23 protein-coding genes and 1 pseudogene are annotated in these 26,361 nt (G+C 43.6%); 3 read left to right on the top strand and 21 right to left on the bottom strand.

The annotated features are described in order from the left end of the window. Window positions 1-268 precede the first annotated feature (268 nt). From DWY63_RS08950 to DWY63_RS08925, 6 genes are all read right to left on the bottom strand, one after another. Complete coding sequence (locus tag DWY63_RS08950) at window positions 269-1,651, bottom strand: uracil-xanthine permease family protein (RefSeq protein ID WP_022462641.1); 1,383 nt, start codon at window positions 1,649-1,651, stop codon at window positions 269-271. Between the two features lie 80 nt (window positions 1,652-1,731). After that, window positions 1,732-2,391: a TatD family nuclease-associated radical SAM protein gene (locus tag DWY63_RS08945; protein WP_022462642.1), complete on the bottom strand. Its 660-nt coding sequence runs from the start codon at window positions 2,389-2,391 to the stop codon at window positions 1,732-1,734. Beyond that, a complete protein-coding gene (locus DWY63_RS08940; protein WP_117801931.1) occupies window positions 2,391-3,227 on the bottom strand; it encodes a pyridoxamine kinase in 837 nt (278 codons plus the stop codon). The genes DWY63_RS08945 and DWY63_RS08940 overlap by 1 nt, the downstream gene beginning before the upstream one ends. A 211-nt stretch (window positions 3,228-3,438) precedes the next feature. Next, a complete protein-coding gene (locus DWY63_RS08935) occupies window positions 3,439-4,086 on the bottom strand; it encodes a beta-galactosidase trimerization domain-containing protein (RefSeq protein WP_117801930.1) in 648 nt (215 codons plus the stop codon). A 186-nt stretch (window positions 4,087-4,272) separates the two neighbouring features. Further along, window positions 4,273-5,196 carry a SufB/SufD family protein gene (locus DWY63_RS08930; protein WP_117801929.1) on the bottom strand — a complete coding sequence of 308 codons (924 nt, stop codon included), beginning with the start codon at window positions 5,194-5,196 and terminating at the stop codon, window positions 4,273-4,275. Continuing rightward, window positions 5,196-5,927, bottom strand: a complete 732-nt coding sequence (locus DWY63_RS08925) for an ABC transporter ATP-binding protein (protein ID WP_055265841.1) — start codon at window positions 5,925-5,927, stop codon at window positions 5,196-5,198. Before DWY63_RS08925 ends, DWY63_RS08930 begins: the two co-directional genes overlap by 1 nt. 229 nt (window positions 5,928-6,156) lie before the next feature. Between DWY63_RS08925 and DWY63_RS08920 the strand changes: the two genes are divergently transcribed. Then, window positions 6,157-6,813 carry an SDR family NAD(P)-dependent oxidoreductase gene (locus DWY63_RS08920; RefSeq protein WP_117801928.1) on the top strand — a complete coding sequence of 219 codons (657 nt, stop codon included), beginning with the start codon at window positions 6,157-6,159 and terminating at the stop codon, window positions 6,811-6,813. A gap of 98 nt (window positions 6,814-6,911) precedes the next feature. Here DWY63_RS08920 and DWY63_RS08915 read toward each other — a convergent pair whose 3' ends face one another. Together DWY63_RS08915 and DWY63_RS08910 are read right to left on the bottom strand one after the other, a co-directional pair. Next, window positions 6,912-7,718, bottom strand: coding sequence for a class I SAM-dependent methyltransferase (locus DWY63_RS08915; protein ID WP_117801927.1), 807 nt, complete (start codon window positions 7,716-7,718; stop codon window positions 6,912-6,914). 68 nt (window positions 7,719-7,786) lie between these two features. Next, the gene (locus DWY63_RS08910; RefSeq protein ID WP_117801926.1) at window positions 7,787-8,431 is read right to left on the bottom strand and encodes an L-2-amino-thiazoline-4-carboxylic acid hydrolase; all 645 of its coding nucleotides are present in this window, start codon (window positions 8,429-8,431) and stop codon (window positions 7,787-7,789) included. A 586-nt stretch (window positions 8,432-9,017) separates the two neighbouring features. Here DWY63_RS08910 and DWY63_RS08905 point away from each other — a divergent pair. Then, window positions 9,018-9,630, top strand: a pseudogene (locus DWY63_RS08905) (AEC family transporter). Between the two features lie 64 nt (window positions 9,631-9,694). On the opposite strand, the gene DWY63_RS08900 reads toward DWY63_RS08905, so the two are convergent. From DWY63_RS08900 to DWY63_RS08880, 5 genes are all read right to left on the bottom strand, one after another. Next, the gene (locus tag DWY63_RS08900; protein WP_117801925.1) at window positions 9,695-11,377 is read right to left on the bottom strand and encodes an AAA family ATPase; all 1,683 of its coding nucleotides are present in this window, start codon (window positions 11,375-11,377) and stop codon (window positions 9,695-9,697) included. Between the two features lie 210 nt (window positions 11,378-11,587). Further along, window positions 11,588-12,409, bottom strand: a complete 822-nt coding sequence (gene rhaD, locus DWY63_RS08895) for a rhamnulose-1-phosphate aldolase (RefSeq protein WP_117801924.1) — start codon at window positions 12,407-12,409, stop codon at window positions 11,588-11,590. 45 nt (window positions 12,410-12,454) lie between these two features. After that, entirely contained in the window at window positions 12,455-13,876 is a 1,422-nt protein-coding gene (locus tag DWY63_RS08890; RefSeq protein ID WP_117801923.1) for an arabinose isomerase, read from the bottom strand. Between the two features lie 34 nt (window positions 13,877-13,910). Beyond that, a complete protein-coding gene (gene rhaB / locus DWY63_RS08885) occupies window positions 13,911-15,311 on the bottom strand; it encodes a rhamnulokinase (RefSeq protein WP_117801922.1) in 1,401 nt (466 codons plus the stop codon). Window positions 15,312-15,567: 256 nt separating this feature from the next. Next, window positions 15,568-16,422, bottom strand: coding sequence for a YitT family protein (locus tag DWY63_RS08880; RefSeq protein ID WP_022461234.1), 855 nt, complete (start codon window positions 16,420-16,422; stop codon window positions 15,568-15,570). Between the two features lie 223 nt (window positions 16,423-16,645). Here DWY63_RS08880 and DWY63_RS08875 point away from each other — a divergent pair, with 223 nt between their 5' ends. After that, complete coding sequence (locus DWY63_RS08875; protein ID WP_238061358.1) at window positions 16,646-16,951, top strand: MarR family transcriptional regulator; 306 nt, start codon at window positions 16,646-16,648, stop codon at window positions 16,949-16,951. Between the two features lie 32 nt (window positions 16,952-16,983). Here DWY63_RS08875 and DWY63_RS08870 read toward each other — a convergent pair whose 3' ends face one another. The 8 genes from DWY63_RS08870 to DWY63_RS08835 form a co-directional block, all read right to left on the bottom strand. Beyond that, complete coding sequence (locus DWY63_RS08870; protein WP_117801921.1) at window positions 16,984-18,348, bottom strand: MFS transporter; 1,365 nt, start codon at window positions 18,346-18,348, stop codon at window positions 16,984-16,986. A gap of 18 nt (window positions 18,349-18,366) precedes the next feature. Beyond that, window positions 18,367-18,759 (bottom strand): VOC family protein, encoded by a 393-nt coding sequence (locus DWY63_RS08865; RefSeq protein WP_055219658.1) that lies wholly within the window; start codon window positions 18,757-18,759, stop codon window positions 18,367-18,369. A gap of 9 nt (window positions 18,760-18,768) precedes the next feature. Next, window positions 18,769-19,797: a zinc-dependent alcohol dehydrogenase gene (locus DWY63_RS08860; RefSeq protein WP_055219656.1), complete on the bottom strand. Its 1,029-nt coding sequence runs from the start codon at window positions 19,795-19,797 to the stop codon at window positions 18,769-18,771. A gap of 396 nt (window positions 19,798-20,193) precedes the next feature. Then, entirely contained in the window at window positions 20,194-21,366 is a 1,173-nt protein-coding gene (locus tag DWY63_RS08855) for an ROK family transcriptional regulator (protein ID WP_330415454.1), read from the bottom strand. 78 nt (window positions 21,367-21,444) lie between these two features. Further along, complete coding sequence (locus DWY63_RS08850) at window positions 21,445-21,516, bottom strand: hypothetical protein (protein ID WP_279220571.1); 72 nt, start codon at window positions 21,514-21,516, stop codon at window positions 21,445-21,447. A 176-nt stretch (window positions 21,517-21,692) separates the two neighbouring features. Then, window positions 21,693-22,730 carry a helix-turn-helix domain-containing protein gene (locus DWY63_RS08845; protein ID WP_117801920.1) on the bottom strand — a complete coding sequence of 346 codons (1,038 nt, stop codon included), beginning with the start codon at window positions 22,728-22,730 and terminating at the stop codon, window positions 21,693-21,695. A gap of 408 nt (window positions 22,731-23,138) precedes the next feature. After that, window positions 23,139-25,583 carry an ABC transporter permease gene (locus DWY63_RS08840; protein WP_117801919.1) on the bottom strand — a complete coding sequence of 815 codons (2,445 nt, stop codon included), beginning with the start codon at window positions 25,581-25,583 and terminating at the stop codon, window positions 23,139-23,141. Next, complete coding sequence (locus DWY63_RS08835; protein ID WP_015520995.1) at window positions 25,580-26,254, bottom strand: ABC transporter ATP-binding protein; 675 nt, start codon at window positions 26,252-26,254, stop codon at window positions 25,580-25,582. The genes DWY63_RS08840 and DWY63_RS08835 overlap by 4 nt, the downstream gene beginning before the upstream one ends. Window positions 26,255-26,361: the final 107 nt, after the last annotated feature.

The following is a 26,361-nucleotide window of genomic DNA, read 5'->3' as shown; positions in this document are numbered from 1 at the left end:
AACACCGGATCGTCACCGCTTCGCAGACTTTTCAGCCGCGGAATCACCGTTGGATCCAGGTAATATAAGGATCCGACGACCTGTCACATCATCCCCTTTTTCGGTCTTTCGTGTGTCATTTTTTACCAACTTTACATCTTCTTACTCTCCAGTACACACTTGCCCGTACCGAAACGCAAAGAAAATCCGCTTTTTCCCCTCTGTTTCTGCACATTCCTTTGTGCAGAATACAGATGCAGAAAAAACGGATTTTCTTTTGCATGTTTCTTTATGCGTGGATTCCTCTGTTCTCGTCCCCGGACTCGTTTACGCCGAATTCGTAATCATTGCCCGGCAGAATCATGTTCAGCAGGATTCCTGCGATGGCTGCAATGGCAAGTGCAGTCAGGGTGACGGTCGTTCCGCCGATCGTAAAGGAGAGACCGTTGCTGAAGCCCAGTCCGCAGACAAAGATGACGCCCGCGATGATCAGGTTTCTCGATTTGGTCAGGTCTACTTTATTCTCTACCACGTTGCGCACACCGATGGCAGAAATCATACCGTACAGCATGAAGCTGACGCCTCCGATGATAGAGGACGGCATGGTGCTGATGAGTGCCGATACCTTCGGAATGAAGCTGACGATAATCGCAAAGACTGCGGCAATACGGATGACTCTCGGGTCATGTACGCGGCTCAATTCCAGAACGCCGGTGTTCTCGCCGTACGTCGTGTTGGCCGGTCCGCCGATGAAACCTGCCATTGCGGTTGCAAGACCATCACCGAGCAGGGTTCTATGCAGGCCCGGATCAGAAAGGAAGTTCTCTCCTACGGTTGCAGAGATCGCCGACATATCACCGACATGCTCCATCATGGTCGCGATCGCGATCGGTGCCATGATCATAATGCTGGTCAGATCGAATTTGCAGAGCTGCAGCGGCGGAAGTCCGACGATGCCTGCCTGTGCAACCGGCGCAAAGTTGATGATCACGGATCCGTCCGGATTTTTGATGCCGAGTGCATTCAGGACAACTGCCACAGCGTAGGCAATCACAACGCCCATCAGAATCGGAATGATTTTGAGCATTCCTTTTCCCCAGATGTTGAAAATGATGATGACTGCCAGCGCAACCAGTGCCAGGAACCAGTTCGTCGAAGCATTATTAATGGCGGAACCAGCAAGGCTGAGGCCAATGCAGATGATAACCGGACCTGTGACAACCGGCGGCAGGTAGCGCATCACGCGTTTGACACCGACCATGCGGATGATCAAGGCAAAAATCAGGTACAGAAGACCTGCTACCACAATACCTCCGCAGGCATAGGCTGCCTTGTCGTTGACACTCATGCTGGCATATTTTCCGGTATTCAGGTTTGCAACAGCGGCGAAACCGCTTAAGAATGCAAACGAAGAACCAAGAAATGCCGGTACTTTAAATTTCGCGCACAGATGAAACAGCAGGGTTCCAAAGCCGGCGCAGAACAGTGTGACGGATACGGTAAGACCGCGGGACGGCCCCTCGCCGCATGCGTCTACAAAGTAGCTGTTTACCAGAATCGGCACCAGAATGGTTGCACCGAACATGGCAAACATGTGCTGCAATCCGAGAATCAGCATTTTAGGAATACCGAGCTTTCTCGCATCGCGGATGACTCCATTAGACTCGTTCATACGTCTCTCCCTCTCTTTTGTTTTTCTTTCCCATTATAGGCGTTATGTCGTTCAAATACAAGCGAAAGATTGCGGGCCTCTCAATTTTCAAACGGGCGGACACGTAAAGTAACTCCTAAGGTATCGCAGATCTCCTGGCACTTCTGAATTTTCTCCTCTGGCATGACTTTCTCGACAACCGTCATCACAACATTCGGCACATACTGTTTGGAAAGAACCGCAAACTCCTTGATCGCCTCGTACGACTGGATGCCGAATTTCGACCGCGTGAGCTCCAGAAATTCCTTTTCATCCGGCGCGTTTAAGGAAATCGAGACGGTATCAAATCTTCCCTTTAATTCCGGGGTGACATCTCTTCCATAGATCAGGTTGGCAAGACCGATCGTATTCAGACGCACTTTCAGGTTCGGATACGTTTCTTTTAAGGAATCGATCACCCGACAGACATCCTCAAGCCGCTCAAGCGGTTCTCCGAAGCCGCAGAAGACCAGTTCATTGATCACGTTCAGATCGTACTGTGCGAACAGCTCCAGCATCGTCTCAACGGATGGCTCGCCCTCTTTTAACCACAGTGTATTTCCCTCCTGCTGCTGTTTCGTCTGGCGCAGACAGAACACACAGCTGCACGGGCATTTGTTTGTCATGTTGACATAGACATTTTTTCCGGTAAGATCGCCGCTCTTTGCAAGGTCGAGATACCCTTCCTCGCCGACGGCTCCGGTTACAGTATATAAATACATTACGCTTCCTCCGTTAAGTCCTTCATAAACATTTCAAAGCAGAGTCCCCAGTAGCTCGGCACTTCGTTTTCTTCGCAGTAGCGGATGCATTTCGATACGTAATCCGCCGCCTTTTTCACCGACTCGTACAGGCTGTGGCCGTTCAGATACATGCCTGCGATAATTGCCGCAATGACATCTCCCGTACCGCTCCGGTCGCCGCCGATGCGGTCTACCATGACAATCTGGAAGTCTTCGCCTTTGTTATAGATAAAGTTGGCAATCTGCGTCTGGTTAAAGTGGATGCCCGTCACCACGATGTGTTTCGGTCCCCGCTTTGCCAGTTTTCCGCACATCTCTTTCAGCTCCTCAATCGAAGCCCCGTTCTCCGGATACGGCGCATCGATCAGTGTGCAGAGCTCTGTCAGATTCGGCGTGATGATATCCGCGTAGTGAACCAGTTCTTTTATCTTTTCGCACATCTCTTTCGTGTACGTCCGATACAGCTTCCCATAGTCTCCCATGACCGGATCGACGATGACAAAGTTGCGGTCCGTCTTAAAATGGCGGATAAAATCAAGCACGATATCCACCTGCTGTTCCGATCCTAAGAAGCCGGTCGAGATCGCATCGAAATCGAGCTTCAGATCCTTATAGGTCTGAATGTAATCCTTCATCCGGTCAGTATAATCATCAAAGTAATACGTCGGAAACTGCGTGTGTGCTGAGAGAATTGCGGTCGGAACTGCCACCGCCTGAATCCTCAGCGCCGACACGATCGGCGCCATCACAGCCGTCGAGCACCGGCCAAAGCCTGTCAGATCATTAATCAGTGCTATCTTTTTCTGTTTTTCCATGTTGTTCTCCTCTTTTTTTCAGGATGCCTCCGCATCTGTTTTATGTCTATTTTTGCACACTCGCGTCTTATTTACAAGTTTTTTTCGGACACTTGTCAACACAGAATTCCGCTTTTTGCATCTTTTTTGTCAGCACGCAAAAGGCACGGCCCGCCCGAAGCTGTTTTTTGCTCCGGGCGGCCGCGCCTTTTCTCTCGTTTACTCTTTTATATTATGCTTCTAAAATCTTGCATGCAAACGGTGCCAGTGTCATATCCCCATACGTCACTTCCTTTGCATTGTGGTTGATGTACATCGTCACCTTCTGCTTCTCGTTTCCTCTCGTCACGATCTCAAGGCCCTCTTCGGACGGCACCATCTGGAAATGGCAGTCCCGCATCACCTGCTCCATCAGAAGCTTCGTGATCTTCTCTTCCAGGCCGCAGCCCACGTAATACAAAGTTCCCCTGCCGGTCTGTTTTCTCGTCACGGCTGCGAATTCCAGATAGAACGCATCCGCGTAATGGAACAGCACTTCCGCATCCTGCACCTGAATCATATCACGGAAAATTCCGCCTGTGCCTTCCACGCCCTCGAACACGCCGCTTCCCACAACCGGGAATGCATCATAGTCCTGCAGGCTCTCCGTCTCTTCTACGGTCAGACCCGCAAGCGCATTGTAGTGCACCGGCAGTGTCTCGCCGAACGGAACGTTGTTGTCCGCATCTTTCACGGCGTGTCGGTACGTCACGATTACGGTTCCGCCGTTTTTCACAAACGCTTCCACCTTTTCTTCCATCTCCGGCTTCGTAATGATCATCTGCGGCAGGAAAATATTTTCGGAATGATTGATCACAATACCCATTTTCGCTTTCCCCATTTCTCTATCTTGTATCTTTCCTTTTTTCAACAGTACAAATTTATCATATGTTAAAAGTCAAAATATTTTACTTTTTATTTTAGTAAAATTTACTACTTGCTTTTGTGAAAAATGCACAAAAAGAGGCATCTCCATCTATGCAGACTGGAAATGCCTCTTTTTTGTTCTCTTGTTTCCTTTTTTTCTTCAGCTCAGGAAGTTTTCAATAATGACGTTTTCCGCCTCCGCTTCCGTCATGCCGAGCGTTCTGAGTTTCAATAGCTGCTCATCATTGATCCGTCCGATCGCCGCCTCGTGGATGATTGCCGCATCCACATGTTTTGCCTGGATCTCCGGAATAGATCCGACCTGTGCGTGATCCATGATGATAGAATCGCACTGGATATGGGCGTGGCATTTGTTTTTGCCGACTGCCTTGGGATGGAAGACCTGGGAGGAATTGCCCTTTCCGACAGAACGTGAAATAATCTGTGCGGAAGAACCGCTTCCGTTCATACATACTTCAATATCCGACTCTGCCTTCTGGTCACCGTCTGTCATCAGACGTTCGAGCACGAACAGTTTGGAGTTTGCATCCATCACAACATTCGTTGTACGGATCGTTGAGTCAACGCCCCTAATCTGTACGGTATCCAGCGTAAAAACGGAATTTTCTCCGATTTCAATATTTGTCACCGGGTTCAGAATCCGCTGTCCCGTTCCGTTTCCCTCTCCGTAATGCTTTTCCTCGTAGCGCACGTTGGCATTTTTTCCTACATGGAACGTATGGATACCGTCGTGCCGGCTGTCGTTGCAGCCGCCGTTGTGGATACCGCAGCCCGCTACAATCGTAACATCGGCGCCGTCCGCAACGTAGAAATCATTGTAAACAAGATCCGTCATGCCAGAAACGCTGACGACAACCGGGATAAATACTTTTTCGCCCTTCGTCTCGCCGTCGATCAAAATATCAATGCCCGGCTTATCATCTTTTTTGCGGATTTTGATATGTTCACTGTCACCGTGGCAGAGCGGAATGCCGTTCTGGCGGAGATTGTATGCCCCTTTCTGCTCAAATCCCTCGCTGATCTGATTTAATACGCCCTGGGTTGTCTCATCTACCTGTACCATCAGCATGTGCCTCCTTCCTGGCCGCACATCCGGCCTGTTTTCTGCTGGAACAGGGTCGGCAGTACGTCTTCCTTTGTACCGTATTCTTTCACCTGGCCGTCCTCGATCACCATGATCTTGTCTGCCATCTGGATAATGCGTTCCTGATGGGAAATGAGAATCAGACATTCTTTTTTCTCTTTGTGGATTTCTTCAAACCGCCTGATCAGCATGGAAAAGCTCCACAGGTCAATGCCGGCCTCCGGCTCATCGAAAATGCTGACCTTATGCGGTTTTGCAAGCACCGTTGCGATCTCCAGACGCTTCATCTCTCCTCCCGAGAGCGTACCGTCCATCTGGCGGTTCAGGTAATCGGCAGAGCAGAGTCCGACGGCGGAGAGGAGTTTACAGCTCTCGGCTTCCGTCAGTTCTTTTCCGGCTGCCAGCGACAGCATTTTTTTCACCGTCATTCCTTTAAAACGCGGCGGCTGCTGGAATGCATAGCCGATGCCGGCGTTTGCACGGTGGTCAATATCATAACCGGTAATATTTTCCTCATCCAGGAAGATTTCTCCGCCATTGGCGTCCTCAATTCCTGCAAGCACTTTGGCCAGCGTTGATTTTCCGCCACCGTTTGGTCCGGTAATCACCAGCATTTCCCCGTCCTTTACCTCAAAACTGATGTGGTTGACGAGGCAGCGTTTTCTTCCCTCTTCGTTTACTTCAAAGGTAAGATTGTCTACTTTCAGCATATTTGCACCTCTTTTGTTTTCACTCTTTGCAGGGATAATCCCCCTTTCAAAAACTCTACTCCTTCTCCTAAAATCTGTCAATTATTTGTTGCAGTTTGGGAGACTCTTTTGTTTTATGCAGTGATTTTTCCCGTAACATTTTCTTTTCCTGCATTCTTTTTCGTTTCTTCTGGATCGCATGCTGTGTTTGCGGTATAATGAGGGTAATATTTCATCGGGAGGTTATCGTATGCGTGTACTTATTACAGGAACCAGCTCCGGAATCGGAAAGGCGATTGCGGAGAAATTTTTAAAAGAAGGCTTTGACGTTACCGGATTTGACCGAAAGGAAGCTTCGATCAGACAGGAGTCGTATACTCATTTCTGCCTTGATATCCGCGCCAAAGAACAGTATCCGGCACTTGCGCCTTTTGATATTGTCATCAACAACGCTGGTGTGCAGAACGAGGATGATATTGATATCAATTTAAAGGGAACCATCGCAATCACGGAGGCGTACGGAATTCATGACAACATCCGCGCCATCCTCATGATCGGCTCGGCCAGCGGCCATACCGGAGCTGAATTTCCGGAATACACCGCAAGCAAGGGCGGTGTGCTCGCCTACACGAAAAACGTGGCACTCCGCATTGCACCGTATGGCGGAACGTGCAACAGCCTTGATTTCGGCGGCGTACTGACCGAGTTGAATCTGCCTGTCACAGAAGACCAAAAGCTCTGGGATCAGATCATGGAGCTGACGCCGCTGAAACGGTGGATGACCGTCGAGGAAGCAGCGGACTGGGCGTATTTTATGACCGTGACGAACCGGTTCTGCACGGGACAGAATATTCTGATTGACGGCCTTGAAGCGGGGAATGCACATTTTGTGTGGCCGGATGAATGATTTGTTAATTTCCTGCACAAACAAAAAACAGGTTCCCTGCACGGAAGCTTTTTGAGCTTTTCCGCTGCCGGGCTGCCTGTTTCTTTTCATTTCTTTTCTTACGCTTTTTCAAACACCAGAATTTTCTCTGCGAATTTGTGGATGATCGGCATCCACATCACCAGCTTGTAGATGGGATTCAGCGTTTCCATACCGCGGGCGATGTTGTCGTCTTTTACTTTTCGGAAACCGGCGGCAATGTCGCCCAGGTCTGCAAAGCTGTTCGCACCCCAGGTAAACGTCGCGCCCGTCGCCTGAATAGATTTTTCGATGTTTTCTTTCTTTACAAAGTACGGGCACAGCGTTTCCATGCAGACGTAGGCATTGTCGAAATGATCGCGGATGATGGCGAGCATCATTCTGACCTCATCCGCTTTCATGTACATGGTCAGACCTTCGATAATGAAAAGCATTTTGCCCCGCACTTTTACCTGATCGGCCCATGCCGGATCGAGCACGGAACACGCAATCGTGGAAACGCGGCCGGATTCCTGATAGATCGAATCGCGTACCTCAATCGTCTCCGGCAGATCGAGATTGTACCAGGTAATTTTTCCATTATCCATGCGGTAAAAACGAGTGTCCAGACCACAGGCGATGTTGACGACGGTACAATCCGGGTTCTTTCGGATAAAGTCGCTGATCAGCTCATCAAACACAACACTCCGCGCTACGATTCCGCCGCTCATTGCTGTGTCCTTTTTCGCATTGCTGAAATCATAGTCGATGCGGTCAATCAGCTCTTCTGCTTTGGTGTCGCGGAACTTGTTTTTCGGATTTCTGCTGTGCATGGCGCGGGCGTAGAAGCACTGCAGCATCGTCTCGGCAGTTCCGTTCAGTTTTGGTTTTATTTTTTCATTGCTCATTCTGGGTGATCTCCCTTCTGTGTTTTATATTCTTCGATCCATTTCACCGTTTCCGTCCCGGTCTTATTTTATTTCGGATTTTCCACCTTGTCCCCCACGAACCAGTAATCACAGACCTCACCGCTGCCTGCCAGCGTATGGTCACGGTAGAGCTTCGCGTGCATCAGGGCTGCTGTCTTGTAATCAATGTCGCACATAATCGGCAGCACTTCCAGATAGCCCTCTTTTCGGGCGAAGGTATTCAGGGGACATTGGGTGAAGTGGTAATAAAAACCGTCCTGATGCTTCGTCTCATCAAAATGAAAATCCCACGAATACGCCTTATACTGCGGATGTGCTTCCAGCCAGGCGGCATCCTTATGCATCATCTTCGCAATCCGCGCCATGCCGCTCTTCTTATTCGCATTAATCATCAGGCCCATGGCTTTCAGAAGCGGGAAGGACATCATCTCCTCTGAGATTGTACGCAGTTCATCCACAGAAATCTGTCTGTCCGACGCATCCCAGAGCGCAAGAAAAATGAGGCCTTCATAGAGATTCGACGCCATCGGGTTGTCCTTTCCGATATCATCGGCGCGGCGAAGCATGTCGCGGTAGATCTGGTTGGTCTTGCGGAGAAGCTCTGCGGTCTCCTCTTTTCCGTAGCGTTTTAGCAGACTTTTCTTTATTAAAGGAGTCAGCATATTCCAGTATTTACTGGTGTATTCCATCATAGGCAGGTACCTCCATCTTACTTTTATTAGGATTCACTAACTTGTAGGTGTAAAATTGCCGCCTACAATGTTGAAAAATAGGCGGAATTTTACTTTTCATTATGAGGTTATTATATCACACTTTTTATTACTTTGTTTTAAAATCGCAAAAATTTCTTGACTATAATTCAGCCTTCCTTTATTATAGAAATTAAGAAATGGTCATCCTGCTCTCTGGTAAGCATGGATGGCCACTTCTTATAGCTATTTAATATTTTCGCCAGATCGGGTGATTGCGCTCACCTTCCGGCTGTCTTGTTAAGTATATTATATTGCAATCGTGTAATTTTGTCAAATCAAAATAGCGCCCCTGCTCTGGTAAAGTTAGACGCTATTTTTAATTAGAAGCTTTATCCGGCGGTCAGGTGTACACTGACCAACGGCTCTCTTGTCGAATATATTATATGACAGCATTTTCTTTTGGTCAACAGCCATTTTTCTTATATTTTCACCATTATTTCGACCCAAATCTCTCAAAAAGAAATTGAAATCCCCTCTCCTCCACCTTATAATATTTTCTATAAGACACACATATGGGGAGATTTTTATGACGATCAGTATTCTTCTTGCGCAGCAGATCGCGCAGCTTTTTCTTATGATTTTTATGGGCTTTTTAATCGTAAAAGCCGGACTTTTAAAGGATGAGGACAGCAAAGTTCTGTCGAAAATTGTGCTGTACCTGATCATTCCCTGCGTGATTCTGAATGCGTTTCAGGTCGATTACACGCCGGAAACGGTGCGGGGGCTGCTGGTTGCGTTTGCGGCTTCGCTTCTGATGCAGGTTGTGCTTCTTTTTGCGGTTTCAGCTCTTGGACGGGTGTTTCATTTGGATGCGGTTGAGATAACTTCTGTTTACTACTCCAATTCCGGCAATCTGATTGTGCCGCTTGTGACGGCTGTTTTAGGAGCGGAATGGGTGCTTTACAATGGCGCTTGTTCTTCTGAAAATCAGCCATCTTGCCGATCTTTCTGCAGACGGACCGACGCTGATTCTGATTGTTTTTCTCGCCGTCATCACGCCATCTGCCTCTACAGTTACACAGATGTGTCAGGTATACGGAAACGATTCACGCTATGCCAGTGCCATCAATGTTGTTACCACGCTGGCTTCTATTGTGACGATGCCGCTTTTGGCGATGCTGCTTCAAATGGTACTCTAATCACAATTAACAGAAAAACGCTGTCCCGCTTCCCCTTCCAGAGAAGCATTGACAGCGTTTTCTATTACCCAATTAGTACCTTTTTCCCTTCAAACGCAAATCCATAATGCCGGATTCTTTCTTTTGGGATTCCCCGTTCTTTCAGTTCCGCGTCGTATTTCTTTATTTCAATCTGCGCCAGTGCTTTTTGTACCGTTTCCTGCAGCGTTTTTTCTTCCGTTTCTTTTACTTTAAATTCCAGAATCATAGCATCTCGATCCAAATTTCTGGGAATTAGAATCACATCGTATCTTCCATACCCACTTTCCCGATTGGAACGCACCTCATAAAGATCTCGCACTTCCACCAGCAGCCCAAGTACAAATCCATGATAAAACCGCTCTAGCTGGCTCCGCTCGGACGCATGTTTTCCAGCATCAAAATTACTAAATGTAGCAAGTGCAATATCATTCATATAGAGGTTCATCGCTTTTACATCCCCATTCAGCAATGCTTTGATAAATTCATTATAATTGGCAGATGCCGCTGCAAACCAGCTTTTGAACATATTCGAAAACATGCTCACAGTCTCCAGATTTGTGATGGAAAGAGAATACCACGGCTCCAGCGTCAGTCCTCTGTATTCAATCTCCTCCACTTTCAGATAACCGCTTGCCACCAACAGACTCCATACCGCACTTTCATCCTGTTCTAATTGTCCAAATATAATCTGCTCATCAAAATTAACTACAATTTGTTGTCTGTTGATCAGTTTTTCCAGTTCTTCCTTCATATTTACCGATGCCGACTGCAGGAGTTTGCTGATCAATCCATTGGAACTTGTAGCTGCCCAGTAGGGCCGCAGTTTTTTCTCTTTCAGATAATTTGTAATAGACCACGGATTGTAAACATCACGATGCGTGCCAAAGCAAAATCCGTCATACCATTGCTTTACCAGATCTTTCTTTTCCGGCATTCCAAATTGATCTAATGATTGAAATACCTCTTCTTCTGTAAAACCAAAACAGTCTGCATAGGCATCCGATGTTGTTGTAATAACTGTCAGATTATTGAGGTCCGAAAAAACAGATTCTTTGGAAATACAGGTAATTCCAGTCATCACAGCGCGTTCCAGATATGGATTTGTTTTGAATGTCGCATTGAAAAGGCTTCTCATAAATCCGGCAAATTCATCCCAGTATCCATGAATATAGGCTTCCTGCATGGGCGTGTCATATTCATCCAGAAAGATCAAAACTTTTTTTCCATATAAAAGATTCAAATAACTGGAAAGATTTTTTAATGCATCCTGTGCTGTCACATCACTCATTTTTTCTGTAATTTCCAGCATCTGCTGTTTCTCATTTTGCGTAAAGCATTCTTCCTGCTCCAAATACCGATGTTGGCGATAAGCATCTACAATAATATTTTTTATCTTCTGCACTGCATCTTGATAGTTATTCTGTTTTACGTCCGCAAAGCTCAGAAAAATCACCGGATAAGTTCCCTGCAGTCTGCGGTATTTTTCCTGTTTCCAGATGGAAAGCCCTTCAAAGATGGTACCTTTTTCTGCATACTGTCTGGAAAAGAAACAATTCAGCATGCTCATATTCAATGTTTTGCCAAATCTTCTCGGACGTGTGATCAGCGTAATGTCATCTCCACTTTCCCACCATTGTCTGATAAAATCGGTTTTATCAACATAAAAATAATGATTTTCTCGAAGGGAAGCAAAATCCTGCTTTCCTATACTAATCGCTGAAGTCATATTTCATCTTTCCTTTCTGAGCGCAGACACACCAGCATTTTCTGTCTGATAATGAAATGTTCCACTGTTTTCTAATCGATAATCTTATCTTATAGTTTATCAAATTCCGAAAGAAATTAATAGACTTTTTCTTCTGCACAGCAAAAAAATGGCCGTCCCATTCCTCAGTGCAAGGATCAGACGGCCATTTTTCACTATCAGTTTCCAGTTTTATTTCTCATACAAAAACTCTTCCGGAAGTGTTACGCCGAAGTCTTTTGCCAGATGGCGGAATTCATCCGGTGTGATCGTCTGGCGTTTCGTTGGCTGCATAGAAAGTGTTTTTACCAGGATTTCTGCAGATTTTTCTGCGGTATGCATCAGACCGAAGGTCAGGTCAAAATCAAAGCCGGCGGCGAACATGCCGTGGTGTGCCCAGATAGCAAGATCATATTTCTTCATCAGCTCGCTCGTGGCAACGGCGATCTCTCTGCCTCCCGGAACCATCCACGGAACGACACCTATTCCGGACGGGAATACAACAGGACACTCGGTTGCCATCTCCCAGAGTTCGCGGGTAAATACTTTATCTTCCAGCGGCAGAACAAAGGTAAGCGCGATCACGTTGGTGGTATGTGCATGGTACACAACGCGGTATCTTTCGTCCTGAAGTTTTTTTACCTCCAGGTTCATCAGATGGCTCGGAAGCTCTGAGGTCGGACGTCCTCCGTTGACGAGACCCCAGACGATGCGGTAATTTTCACCTTTTTCATCCAGCTCAATCATACAGATGCTGTCTTCCGGTTTGATTGTGACATTTCGGAAATATTTTCCGCTTCCGGTTACCAGGAAATACTCTCCCTCAAGATTTGGAACGGCGGTTCCTATCGGATTCCACTCTCTGGCCTCAAAGTTTTCTTTTACCTCTTCAACCTCTTCTGGTTTCACACGGTAAGAAAGGTTTCCGCCGTTTCTCTCATGCCATCCCTGCTCCCAGCCATCATTTGCCATGCGGATAAAGCCCTTTACAAATTCTGCATCTAAGAATTTCATGTTATTTCCCTCTTCTTTCTCTCTTTTCTCTTCTTTTATCGATATTTACCGGCATACAATGTCTACCGGCACATCCAGGATTTTTGCCACTTTCAGAATCGTATCAATATGATGTCCGACAGCTGCTGCCATATGATGTGTTGGTCCCGCCTCACTCCATCTGTTGCAGAACTCTCTTGCCCCAATGGAGAAACGTGTTCTCATATTGGTATCGCCAAAGGTAAAGATCGGACCATCCTCATTGACACCCTCTGCAGCAACAAATTTAAAATGACCGTCTTTATCCTGCGTAATTCCAAGATATGTAACATCTCCGACTGGCGGATAAAACTGCGTCAGATATCCGCCGCCTGTCTTGCCATGAAAAACATCAACGATTTTCATGGACGGTTTTTTCGCCTGCGAAATATCAGCATCTCCCGATCCGGAGTGGCCGATAATACAGATATCCTCATTGAAATCGATCGAATACATCTCAGAAAGCTGACCGGTTCCGGCGATTGTTTTCAGAATGCTCATTGCCATTGCAACTTTCATATCACCCTCTACGGCACAGGCTGTACCCTGTTTGATCAGCATGGAAAATGCCGGAATCAGCATGCTGTCCAGTTTTCCGGCAACCCCTTTTGCAAAGCCGTCATAATGGGATGCCACCATACCAAGGTCTTCTTTTTTCACCCACTCTTCAAATGCAACGACATATTTTGCCATATCCCATACGGTCTCTACCGTTGCACCGCCCTCGATATCAAAAGTATCCAGAATCTCCTCTGCCTTGGCGCGGATTGCGTCCTCATCTGTGACAGGATCCGCGATTGCCCACATTTTCTCCCAGTCGAACTGTTTCGTGTAAAGTCCCATCCGGTTGTAAAGATTGGTTTCATCGATATACAGATCCATCATTCCCGGATATGGTCTTCCGATCTGGGCAATATTGGTGTAGCGGAATCTTCTGCGTACCTGGGCTGCCCGGCACCACTCGTCGATTTCCTTTGCCACGTAAGCATCTCCGCCTTCTACAACACCGGTGATGACGGCATGACGTTTGCCCGCACGCTCCAGATCGGCTACCATCTCACCGACTGCTCCACAGGCATACAGCTCACCGAGCCATTTTGGCGTATCGGTATTGGCATAATCCGGTGCTTTCCGTTTCTGCACATTCACAAGCACAACCGGCACATTCAGGTCACGGACTGCCGGGAGCATATTGTAGCTGGTCGCGTAGGTCAGAAGCTGTAAAATAACAAGATCTACATCCGCTGCACGGAACTTATCTCCTGCTTCCATGGATAATTCTTTCGTTGTAACGATTCCACCATCGATCATTTCAACGGTATCCGGAATCGTCTTTTTGAACGCATCATACTGTGCCTCAAATTCCGGAACCAGCGTCGGGAACTGCGGCAGATATGCACCCAGTGCGATTGCAAATACACCTACTTTTGCTTTTGTTTCAACTAACATGTTCTTTGCCCCTTTTAACCTTTCGTCTCATTTTTTATGGCTCATATTGTTTGATTTCGAAGGAATGGAAAATACAGTTTCTCGCATCTTTCAGATCATTGCATTCTTTTCCGGTGATCATCTGTACCGCCAGATTTCCGATGGCAGTTGCCTCGGTCGGTCCCGCCAGCACGGTTCTTCCGGTCTTTTCTGCTGTCAGCCGGTTCAGATAACCGGCATTGGCGCCGCCGCCTACGACATGAATCTTCCGGTACTGACAACCCGTTTGTTCTTCCAGTTCTTTTAACGTCTTTGCATAGCATACTGCCAGGCTGTTATAGATCACTGCTGCAACCTCTGCAATTCCCTGCGGTATCTGCTGGCCACTTTCTTCACATGCCTTCTGTACCTCGGCTGTCATATGTTCCGGTGCAAGGAAACGATCGTCGTTTGCATCCACGATAGATGGGATGGTGCATTTCGATGCCATTTCGCAGATCGTTCCAAAGCTTAAATCTTCTGCGATTTCTTTTTTCACAGACTGGACCATCCACAGACCCATGATGTTTTTCAGAAAACGGTATTTTCTGTTGTAGCCGCCCTCATTGGTAAAATTGTGCTGCATAGCTTCTGTTCCGCAATCGGCCTCTTTTAATTCTGTTCCCATCAGAGACCAGGTTCCGGAGCTGATATAGAGCACGTGCTCCTCATTGCTTGGCACAGCGACTACCGCAGAGCCAGTGTCGTGTGTTGCGGGAAGAACAATTTCACAGTCGAAACCGACCTGCTCACGGATTTCTTTTTTCAGATGGCCGATCACAGTCCCCGGCTCACGGATCGGCAGGAAAATTTTTTCCGGATATCCCAGTTTTTGAATCATCTCCCTGTTCCAGTCTCCGGTTTCCGGGTTGACAAGCTGGGTTGTTGTCGCATTGGTATATTCCTGCGCTTTCACGCCGGAAAGCAGGAAATTCAGGTAATCCGGAATCATCAGAAGAGTCTCTGCTTTTTCCAGCTGTTCCGGTTTTTTCTTCTTCCACGCCATGAGCTGATAAATACTGTTAAAAATTTGTTTCTGAATACCGGTCGATGCATAGAGTTCTTCCTCCGGCACTGTGCGATAAACCTCCTCATCCATTCCTTTCGTGCGGTCATCGCGATAAGCAACGGCATTTCCGATCCGCTGATCATCCTTGTCCAGAAGGACAAAATCAACTGCCCATGTATCAATTCCGACACTCACCGGGATTTTTCCAAGTTCTCTGCATTTTTTCATTCCGGCCAGCACAGCTTCGAAGAGTGCCTCGATATCCCATACCTTCTCACCGTCCCGTTTCTGCATTCCATTCGAGAAACGGTAAATTTCCTCAAGAACCATTTTCCCATCTTCCATATGGCCGAGAATATGTCTTCCGCTGGATGCTCCTATATCAATTGCTAAATAATATCTTTCCATACCCTTCCTCCATTTTCTGTCTCTAATTATAGATAACTTTATGTGGTAAAAAAAGAACACGCTTTGTCTAAAAAAGTGTCCTTATTTGCACTATAACGATGTCATTGATCGTATCCATTCGCATCCGTTCGCTCTTCTTCTCCTTCAGCCGCGCCGGAGTTTTTGCTCCATGGGGTAATTCAAGAAACGTTTTCACAGGAAATTATGGTAAAAAAATTCCGCAGCACTTCTGTGATTGAGGTGCTGCGGAACTTTTTTACATTTTAGGCTGATATCTCATGTTGGATACATTATAAACTGTGATAAACGCTTTCGGATCAAGTTTGTTGATAAAATTCATCAATTTCTGGTATTCTGTCTTGTCTACGATCGTGATGATTTCTTTGCGTTTCTGCATGTTATAGGCACCATAGGCTTCATAGATCGTAGCACCGCTGTGCAGCTCATGAAGAATAAATTCCCGAAGTTCTTCTTCCTTTGGAGTGATGATACATACCCGGCGTTTGATATTATGGTCAAAAATAAAATGATCCAGAACAATTCCGTTAAAATACGTTCCAAGAATACTCAAAACTACCGTTTTCTTGTCGTAAACGAGTGCTGCAGACAGAGCAACACACATACCAGACAGAGACATGGCTTTTCCAAGCTCCATATGAAGATATTTATTCATGATCTTTGCTACAATATCAAGTCCGCCGGAAGAAGCATTTCTGTTAAAAAGAATACTGAGTCCCACACTGACTACAAGTGTATAGCACAGAACATCCAGCTCCTGACTGTTTGTCATCGAACCAAAATCCGGGAAGATTTTTTCAAAAAGTCCAAGAAAAACAGGAAGCATGATACTGGTGTAGACGGTTTTTACACCAAATTCTCTTCCGCAGGTAAAAAAGCCGATGATCAGAAGTACTACGTTCAGAATCATGGTGATGGCGGAAAGGGGCAACGGTACAAAGTTGGAAAGTACGATACCAAGACCCGAAATACTGCTGACAGAAGTATGGCTTGGTACCAGAAAAAAATAGACTGCCGCTGCAATAATAGCAACAGCTGCTGTCAGGATCAGGATTTCCAACAGAATCTGAGTATCCTTCAGTTGTTTTTTCATGTTAATTCTCCGTATCTTATTTTTTATGGGTGGGAAGATCCCTTCCTTATATTAATGGCATTTTGAAGATATGTAAACCCTTTCCGGGAATCATTCCAACATATTTGTGTATCGTTGTTGCTTTTCCGTCAGCTTTCTGTAATACATATCCTTTTTATTGCTTTTTTTCGTTCTATGCTACAATAAACTTAACATTATCTTGCAACGTAATCAGGAGAACAACATGAGCGAAAAGGGATTGACCAACATTAGTCTCAAAAAAATAAATAAATCAAAGGTTTACCAATATATTTACAGAAAGAAAAAGACCTCCAAGCAGCAGATCGTTCAGGAACTGCAGATGGGTTTATCCACAGTCAGCCAGAACCTCAACCTTCTGGAGCAGGAAGGTCTGATAGAAAAAAAACGGCTTTTTGCATCCACCGGCGGAAGAAAAGCAAACGCCATTCAGATTGTATCCGATTTTAAAATTTCTATTGGTATCGGTATTTTAATTTCCTCCCATCCTGGCTGTGTCCTGCTTCCGTAAAATCAATCAGCAATTCTTCCAATGCCACGATGTTAACTTTTTCTTCCATTTTTCAGTTCCTCCACAATCTCGTTATAACGTTTTTTATTTAACCGGTAGAAAAATAATACAACCGCAGTCACAATCCAAAGTGCACCTGGAATCGTCGTAAATGCATGTTTCATAATTGAAAGTACAGTTGCATTTTGTGTCTGATTTGCAATGTAACCATATTTTCCAAGTAATCCTGCTAAAAGTGCTGTTCCAACTGCCATTCCGATTTTATTTCCAAGTGAAATAAATGCATACTGAAAACCATCATTTCTAAGTCCGGTTTTCCACTCACCATATTCCACACAGTCTGGAATAATTGCATAGATTGCGGTATTAAATCCAGAGAAAAAAAACTGTGTGAGACCAGATAATGCATAAAAAATAGCTGATGATTCTTTGGCATTGAAGAAAAACATAGACAACATGGAAATTCCTGTAAACAAAGCAAAGAGAGATGCTGTTCTTCCTTTATTATTCAGCTTGCGGAATAATGGTTGAAAACAGGCTGCCCCGATGATAGAAGGAATAATGATGCACATCGAATAAGTTGTGTAGTAGGAGGCATTTCCTTCCACATATGTAAAGTAGTACAGAATATCTGCGTTTCTACCATACAATGTAAATCCAAATAATATCTGTCCTGCCAATGCAAGAAGATATGGTCTGTTCTGCATAACTGCTTTCAACTGTATCTTTACAGAAATTTTTTCTTTTTCCGGAGTAATCACTGCCTCTTTCGTCTTCGCAAAGCAGAAGAAATGACAGGCTGTAAAAATACATCCATATATGACCGCAACCGTCAGATATCCTGTCTTTGCACTGTGACTGCCGAATTTGCTGAGCAGCGGAACTGTGATAATATTTAACACACCAATTGCAATCATCGCTGCAACCGAACGGGATGTATTTATTTTTGCACGTTCATCAATATCCTGTGTCATAGCACCACACAAGGTTCCATATGGAATATTCACACAGGTATACCCCAAAACCAGCAGACAATATGTAATTACCATATAAATGATCTTTCCATTCTGCGGCCAGTCGGGTCTTGCCCAGAATGTCATAACAAGAAGAATCGCTGTGATTGGTGCCGCTACTAACAGCCATGGACGGTACCGTCCCCATCTCGATTTTGTTTTATCCGTAAGTCCCCCGACGATTGGATCATTGATTGCATCCCAGAATCTTGAAAAAAGCATCAGTGCTGATACAGCCGCCATACTGATTCCGAACACGTCTGTATAAAATATCATCAGAAAATTACTGACGAACATCCAGCTGAAATTACATCCAACATCACCAAACCCATATGCAATCTTACTGATCAGCGGTACTTTTCCATTTTTGCTTTCGCCTCCCATATGTCCCTCCTATTTTTATCAGATTTTCTGACAGAACTCTATTCTTTCCTCATTTGGTCCCTTAATCATAAAAAACTTCACACCATTTTCCCAAAATGGCAGTTCTTCGATTCCGTCTGTAATAACTGTGTATTTTTCATTGCAGATTTTCTGATACATACTTTCAATGTCTTCCACATCAAGTGCAACATGTTGGTATGCACCGTCTGACATTTCCGCCTTCCCATTTTCAAAAGTCTCTATGCAGTAATTTTTTATCTGTAAAAATGCCACTTTTTCCCCTGCTTTTTCATTATAAGACTGCATAATTACTTCAAATCCAAGACTCTTATAAAACTCAACTGTTTTCTGTAAATCGTTTGTCGGAAGCCCGACATGGGCAATTCCGACAATTCCATATTTATTTTCCATACGAACTCCTTACTTTTCACTGACGTTGATAATTACTTTCATCGTTGTCTCGCGGTTATCATCAATATACTGGTATGCCTTCAGATAATCTTTAAAAGCAAATGTCTTTGAGATGAGCGGTTTCAAATGAACTTTGCCCTCATTTACCAGTCTGATTCCATCTATGTAATCATCATGGCGGTACATCATCGTGCTCTTAATGTCAAGTTCGTGGTCATTTGCCACTGCAAGATCTACTTCTGCCATTCCTGCAAAAACAGCCACCAGTACAATCGTGCTTCCTTTTCTTGCATATTTAATTGCCTGTCCCATTGTGATATTGTTTCCGGCACAGTCGTAGATCACATCTGCCTTATCCGGTCCAAATGCTTCGATCATCGCCTCACCGAAGTCTTTATTTTTGGTATTCACACACACATCAATTCCACATTCTTTTGCCTTCGCCAGTCTAAGATCACTGATATCTGTGATCATCACTTTCGCTGCTCCCATTCCTTTTGCTGTCTGTGCCACGAGATTTCCGATCGGTCCTGCTCCAAGGACTGCAATATTCATGCCAGCCACATCGCCCATCTGTTTTACACCATGAACTGCCACAGCAAGAGGTTCGATCATAGCTCCTTCTTCATAGGACATATCTTCCGGAATAGGTGTTACTTTAGATGCATCCACTGCAAAATACTCAGATGCTGTTCCTGTCGTCTGAAATCCCATTACTTTTAATTCCTCACAGAGATTATACTTTCCATGACGACATGGATAGCAATGTCCACAATATACCTGCGGCTCTATCGTCACCTTCTGTCCCACATGAAACTCGGTGATATTTTTTCCAAGTTCTGTAATCTCACCAGAAACCTCATGTCCCTGTGTTACCGGATATTTTGTAAACGGATGTTTTCCATGATAAACATGAATATCTGATCCACAAACACCAATATTCATAATCTTTACCAACACCTGATTTTCCTTTACCTCCGGAACCGGAACCTCTCTGAAAATAATTTCTCCTGGATTTGTCATTACCTGCTGTAACATAATTGTTTCCTCCTTTTTTATATTATTTTATGTTTTATAAAACGTTTTATCAAAGCAATTATATTATTACCATATAAACACAATTTGTCAATATATTTTTCATATTTTTATATATTTCATAATTTAAAAATGTATTTTTTGTATATTTTTCACAATTAACACGCAAAAAAAACGGAAAGGAAACCGTAGTTACTGTTTTCTTTCCGTTTTTTACTATAATATCTTTTTCTAAATTTACACAGCTTCTCGTTTTTCACACATATAAATCGGACATCGCATTCGCTTTGCAACCTGTCAGTGGGAGTTTTTAACTCCAACAGACTAAACATCCCCTTACCCAACGCTTAATTCCCTACGCACCAGATGCGGTGGACTGCTTATCTGCGTTCAAAAAAATTACAATTCTACCATATGTTTTGTAAAAAAGTATTTCGCGGCTCCAACAGCCGACGCTTCTTTCTTATACGAACAATTTTTCAAGTATGAAACATCATGCTCAAAGCCATTATATGCCATCACTTTTTCTCCCAGTGGTATCATATAATCTGACAATACGCCTCCCACATCACCTCCTAGTATGATGTCCATATCATATGCCATCCGCAGATTTGATATCAAAACAGCAAGATGATCCAAATACTCATTCCATGTCTGCAAATTTTTTTCATCACCACTTTCAATTTTTTCCATAAATGCATCCAGTGACTGCCTGTTATCTTGTGTCAGTACACTTGCTGCACAATATGCATCTGCACATCCTGATTTACCACAATAACATTTTCTTCCACCGGGAACGAGTATCATGTGACCAAACTCCCCTGCTTTCTGGTTCTGCCCGCGAAACAGCTTTCCATCTATGCAGAATGCACCTCCTAAGGTGTGGTTCAAAGACAGATATATCGCATTTGGATATTTTTGCTTTTTTTCTGCAAGCATTGCAGCATTAGCATCGTTTTCAAAATATACTGGAATTTCCAAAGCCTGCTCTAAAAAGCGCAGACTATAATTCTCTATACCTAAAGCATGGGATTTTAAAACGATCCGTTCTTTCTGATCAATAATTCCTGGAATCGCCACTCCAATCCCAAGTAGCGTGTCCTTCGCTAATTCGCCTTCAAGAAAAGTTTTGACCTTTTGTGCCACCTCTGTACAATAGAATAATTCTGCCGTAAATTTTAAACGGATGCGATCTTTTTTTATAATCTCATCTCCAAGATTTACTAATACCATTTCTATATGATTCGCTGTAATCAAAATTCCCATTGCATGACAGTATGACTTATTAATCCCTATACTTTTTGCCTTTCGTCCACCGGTCGAAGCATATTCCCCAGTTTCTTCCAACACCATTTTTTCTAATAAGTCATTCACATTTGCTAACACAGTCGGCATACTCAAGTTTAACTCTTTTGCGATTTCCGCCTTGGATGTAACATGCTTGTTTAGCACATAATTAATTATTTTTTTTCTTGTTGTATTTTTTTTATCTTTATTTTCCGTTTTCTTACCCTCTTTTATTAAATATATTATAAAAGAATTATATGCTTTTTTATTCTTCTTGTAAAGCAATGTTTTATAATAAATCTCCGACAGAATTTATCTTATAAACAGCCAAAAGCTCCCGAAGGAGTTTTCCACGCTTTAGATCTACACCAATTCTTTTAGCACAAGTTCTTCTGCCATATTACGAATACCATTTACCAATCTGACCCATTCCATCTGATCACGAGCTTTCAACTCAGCACTGATTGCATCCAACTTCTAAATCTAAGTCGATCTCTATCGTGTCATCTGGCTTTTGTTGGGACAAAAGAACTACCGTCTCACAGAACATATTTTATCGCAAGGCTTTTAAAAATGGAATAGATTTTACCAAACGACAGTTTTCAAAAAACTTATCTGTCAAAAATTAATTTCTCCCACGGTTCATATCCTGCCATGTAGCCGAATTCTTCCTCATTTCTGAATCCTTCAAGAAGTTTTTCTTTTACACCATCTAATATAGCTTCATCAATATCTCTGAACTTCATATGCTTATATAAACCGGACTTTCTAAAATCATACATAGTACCCACATTATCAAGAAGATGTTTTACCACCTTATATGTCCCCTCTACATCTTTCCCTGCACATACAATATCAAGCATTGGCGAATGCTCATTATATTTTCCCATTTCCAATGTATGTGCAACTGCCTGTACCTTCCCTGACAAAAATCTCGCATAACCGATATCATTTTCCCGCAATGCCAGTCCCGCCATTGTGGAAAGAACAAAATTAAGTGTACTAAAGCCGGAAAAAATAACATTTTCATATTTCTCATATGCTTCTTTGATTTTTCCCTGCTCCTGGAGTAATCTTCCCTGATAATAACTTTTCATAGGATCGTGTTCTGAAAAATAGTCCAGATATTTTTCTGCCTTGGCGTAATTCTTCTTACGTAAATAAAATCCAAATAAGGAATCTGCTGCATGATGCTGTATCTCTTCATTCTCATCATGTAGTGCCAGCTCATACCATGCGTTAATCTGCTTATCATATTTTTCCGGATTCATGCATTTATCCGTTATTCTTCTTGCATCAAGCATTACCGCAGCCTGCCAGATAAGCATGTTACAATTCGGATATTCCTTTATAAGTCTCAATGCCCATTCATAAGTCTTTTCATAGCCTTCTTCTGAAAACATCCTGTCCATCTTCCTGATAATTTCTTCGATTTCAATATCTGAAAGTTTTTCATGAAAAGAAAGTAATGTATCAAGTGAAATATCAAGCAGTCTTGCAATTGGTGCCAGCAGTTCAATATCCGGCTTGGAATTACTATTCTCCCATTTGTTTACAGCCGGTGTCGTCACGCCTAATCTGTTTGCCATCTCCTCCTGCGTCATACCAGCTTCTTTTCTATATTTTTTTATAACAACGCCTATATCCATTTGCTTCATCTCCTAAAAAATTCAAAAGCTTTTGTATACTCAGTATATCAGATTCATATAGATTGCTCAATTGAACAATGTTTAATTTCTATTCAATTTAATTAACCACTAGGAAATGTTGCATGATTAATCTGCTGTTTTGGCCGCCTTGATACTTCTTAGGTTGACGGCTAGATACGCATTAGAGATGTCTCCATCCAAATGCTGTTCTAGCAAGGGATTTTCCCCTTGAACCCATCATTTACGATATATGGTGGCGCTTTTCGCCCCCAAATAGTGAAAGTGGGGGCACTTTCTGCCCCCACTCAGGAAATGTTGCTAAAATACTGTTTAGATTTATCATACATACAAAATGGACGTTATCTATTTCTCCTCTTCGTTAAGACCTAGTTCATTACATATTACTTGCTATCCCTGATACCTTATTCTTTCTACCAGCGTTTCCTTTTTCAGATTACTGCTTAAAACGCAGGAAAGTACAATCTGCAACAGACCGACCAAAAAAATCATAATAAAAATTGGTACGATTGGAACATGATAGATATTCATTCCAAATATTCCATTATGTTTTGCATAGAAAAAAAGTGCATAGCCGAGCGGCAGACCAATGATCAAAGCTACGCATATGGTCCCAACCGTAAAAATCAGTCCCTGTAACTGCAGGCATAAATTTAATTGTTTATTTGTCATACCCACAGCCTGTAATATACCATATTCCTGCTTTTTTGTCGTAATATTCATGATCATGGTATTCGCCATATTCATAAACCCGATGAGTCCTACAACCGCCATAAACAGATAACAGCCAAGCTTCATCATGCTGCTTGCAAATTCGGCAGATTGTAACTGCGCATGATAACTATCCATTTTTATATGCGAAGTATTAGAAATCAAAGTATTCAGACTTTGTTCTACAGATGCCACATCTTTTTTATCACAGTCCACCCACAGATAGCCATAGGCTGTTCCTCTCGGATTCATGGAACGATATACACCTTCCGGAATGACAAGATAAGTGTCCGCGCTTACAAAGGATCCTGCAATCTTTCCCTGATAGGTATAGGTTTCACTTCTATTCTCAAAGTCAAATACAATGGATTCACCCGGAGCATATCCATCTTGTTCCATCCACGTTGACCAGCCAAAGAAAATTTCACCATTCTTTACCGCCTGATCATAGTCCATAGAGCCAATGTCCCCGTCTTGGCGCATAAAATCAAAATCATTTTTACTCACAATATCAGCCGGAAATCTTGTTCCGTTCAGATTTACAGAGACAATCTCTCTCGTCATGACATCTGTTACTCCCGGAATGCTTTTGATTTCTTCAATCAGCGAATCATTCAATGGATCATCCGTCAGAATCGTATCCAGGTTATTCTCCGGATATCTTTCATCATACTCAGCAGAATAGTCAAGCTGCAGTTCAAATTGTCCATGATTAACGGAAAGACGTGCTTCATGCTCCGTGTCAATATTTCCCACATAATTAGAGATAATCACAAACAATACGCAAGAAAAACCCATTGTGAGGATAGTACCAATAGTTCTTTTGGGATTACCCGTTACATTTGCCATTGCCATAGAAAACACGGTGACATTTTTTCTGCCATTTCGTTTTCCTTTTTTGTGTGTTTCTGCATTTTCTAAATACCGTGTTGCTTCGATAGGTGAAATCCGTGAAACAATTTTCATTGGTTTACGCAGTGCCAAAGCAACGGTAAGAAATGATACGAAAATACAGAGAAGCATAACAGGCAGGGAAAACAGAGGCACCTGCTGATTTTGAACTCCCATAGAGCCAGTTCCGGTTGATACAAGGTTTCCCTGTTCTACCAGCCAGTTAAAACCGCATTTTGCAATCAGAAAACCAAGAAGCAATCCAACTGGTATGGAAAAAATGGTCAAAAAAATGCCCTCTCTGAAGATCAGTTGTTTCATCTGCTTTTTTGTCGCTCCCAGAGCCTTGATTTTTCCATACTCCTGTATCTTGTTGACAATACCGACCTGAAAAATATTATAAATGACCACAACAGAGAAAAGTACAATTGCAAGAATCAGAATTCCACATACCGCAATCGTTTCATAACTCGGCTGCAAGACCCATTGCAAATAGAGATCATTGACTATAACGTTTTTTTCTTCGATTCCACAAGATGCTGCAATCTGCTTTATAACCGGTTCAATATTATTCATAGATACATTTGCAGAATCGTTTAACGTAAAATAGATATTATACTGTCTGTCATTCTCTGCGACGTGCTCATCATAAAACTCCTGTGACCCGAAAGCAACATAAGATGCCTCGATGGTATACTCATCCCGATCATATAGGATTCCGCTGACAACAAACTCTTCCGGCTTATATTCTGACCGCATCCCTACACGGTAATCCAGTGTAACCGTATCTCCGACCTTTACATCATCATATCCCATTGCACGAAAAAAAGCTCTTCCGGCGGCAATTTCCTGCATTTTTTCCGGATACTTTCCTTCCTTTAACTCATATTCCTTATTATAGGGAAGCATTTTTCTTGCAGTCTCATCCATGCAGACAAACCCGCCATTTTCATTTCCTTTCAGGATGCCCTCCGTACACATGATGCCGATATCAGATATCTCAGCTCTGCGTTCCACTTCTTTTAATTGCGTACCATCTGCTGCGACAAACAGACCATAATTGCTTCCATATGAGCCTGCCGCCTGACTTTTCTGCAAACGTATCATTCCATTTCCCACAGTACTGATAATCACAAGCAGCATCGTAGTCAGACATATGGACATCATAATCAGTATACTTCTTGTCTTGTTCTTTTTGTCATTGCTATATGCAATCCTGCTTATTGTCTTCATCTGAAATCCACCACCTGTCCGTCCTCAATCACCAGAATACGGTCAGCGACCTGTGCAATTTCGTCATCATGGGTAATCATTACAATTGTCTGTCCATATTTTTTTGCTGTCATCTTAAGTAGGGCGATCACCTCATCACTGGTCTTGGAATCAAGATTTCCTGTCGGCTCATCTGCAAATATAATTTCCGGACGATTCACCAGTGCTCTTGCAATTGCTACTCTCTGCTGCTGTCCTCCGGATAACTGATTTGGCAAATTGTAAATCCTCTTTTCAATCCCCAGAGTTGCAATAATATCATTTACATACGCTTCATCCACTTTTCTTCCATCCAGCCCCAGTGGCAGTACAATATTTTCCCAGACATTAACAGATGAAACCAGATTAAATGCCTGAAAAACAAATCCGATTTTTCTTCTGCGGAAAACAGCAAGGGCATCTTCCTTCATCCTGTATAAATCTTTCCCTGCTAAAGTAACACTGCCTTTTGTCGGGGTGTCTAGCCCTCCAAGCATATGAAGTAATGTACTTTTACCGGAACCTGACTTTCCAACAATTGCGACAAATTCTCCCTGCTCAATCTGAATGTCCACCTGATTGACCGCTTTGACCTGATTCTCACCTGCGCCATAAAACTTACAAAGCTGCTTGGTTTCTAATATCACACTCAATGTGCTACCTCCTTTTTCAATTCTGTAAAACGTACCTTTTCAACACGCTTTCTTTGCCTGTTTATATATTTGGTCATTTTTCAACCTACATCCAAATTGTATCAGGA

The organism is Blautia sp. AF26-2 (assembly GCF_003460955.1).
GTDB lineage: Bacteria > Bacillota > Clostridia > Lachnospirales > Lachnospiraceae > Fusicatenibacter > Fusicatenibacter saccharivorans.
The sequence above is the reverse complement of the archived record's forward strand: the minus strand, read 5'-3'. Positions and strand labels throughout refer to the sequence as shown.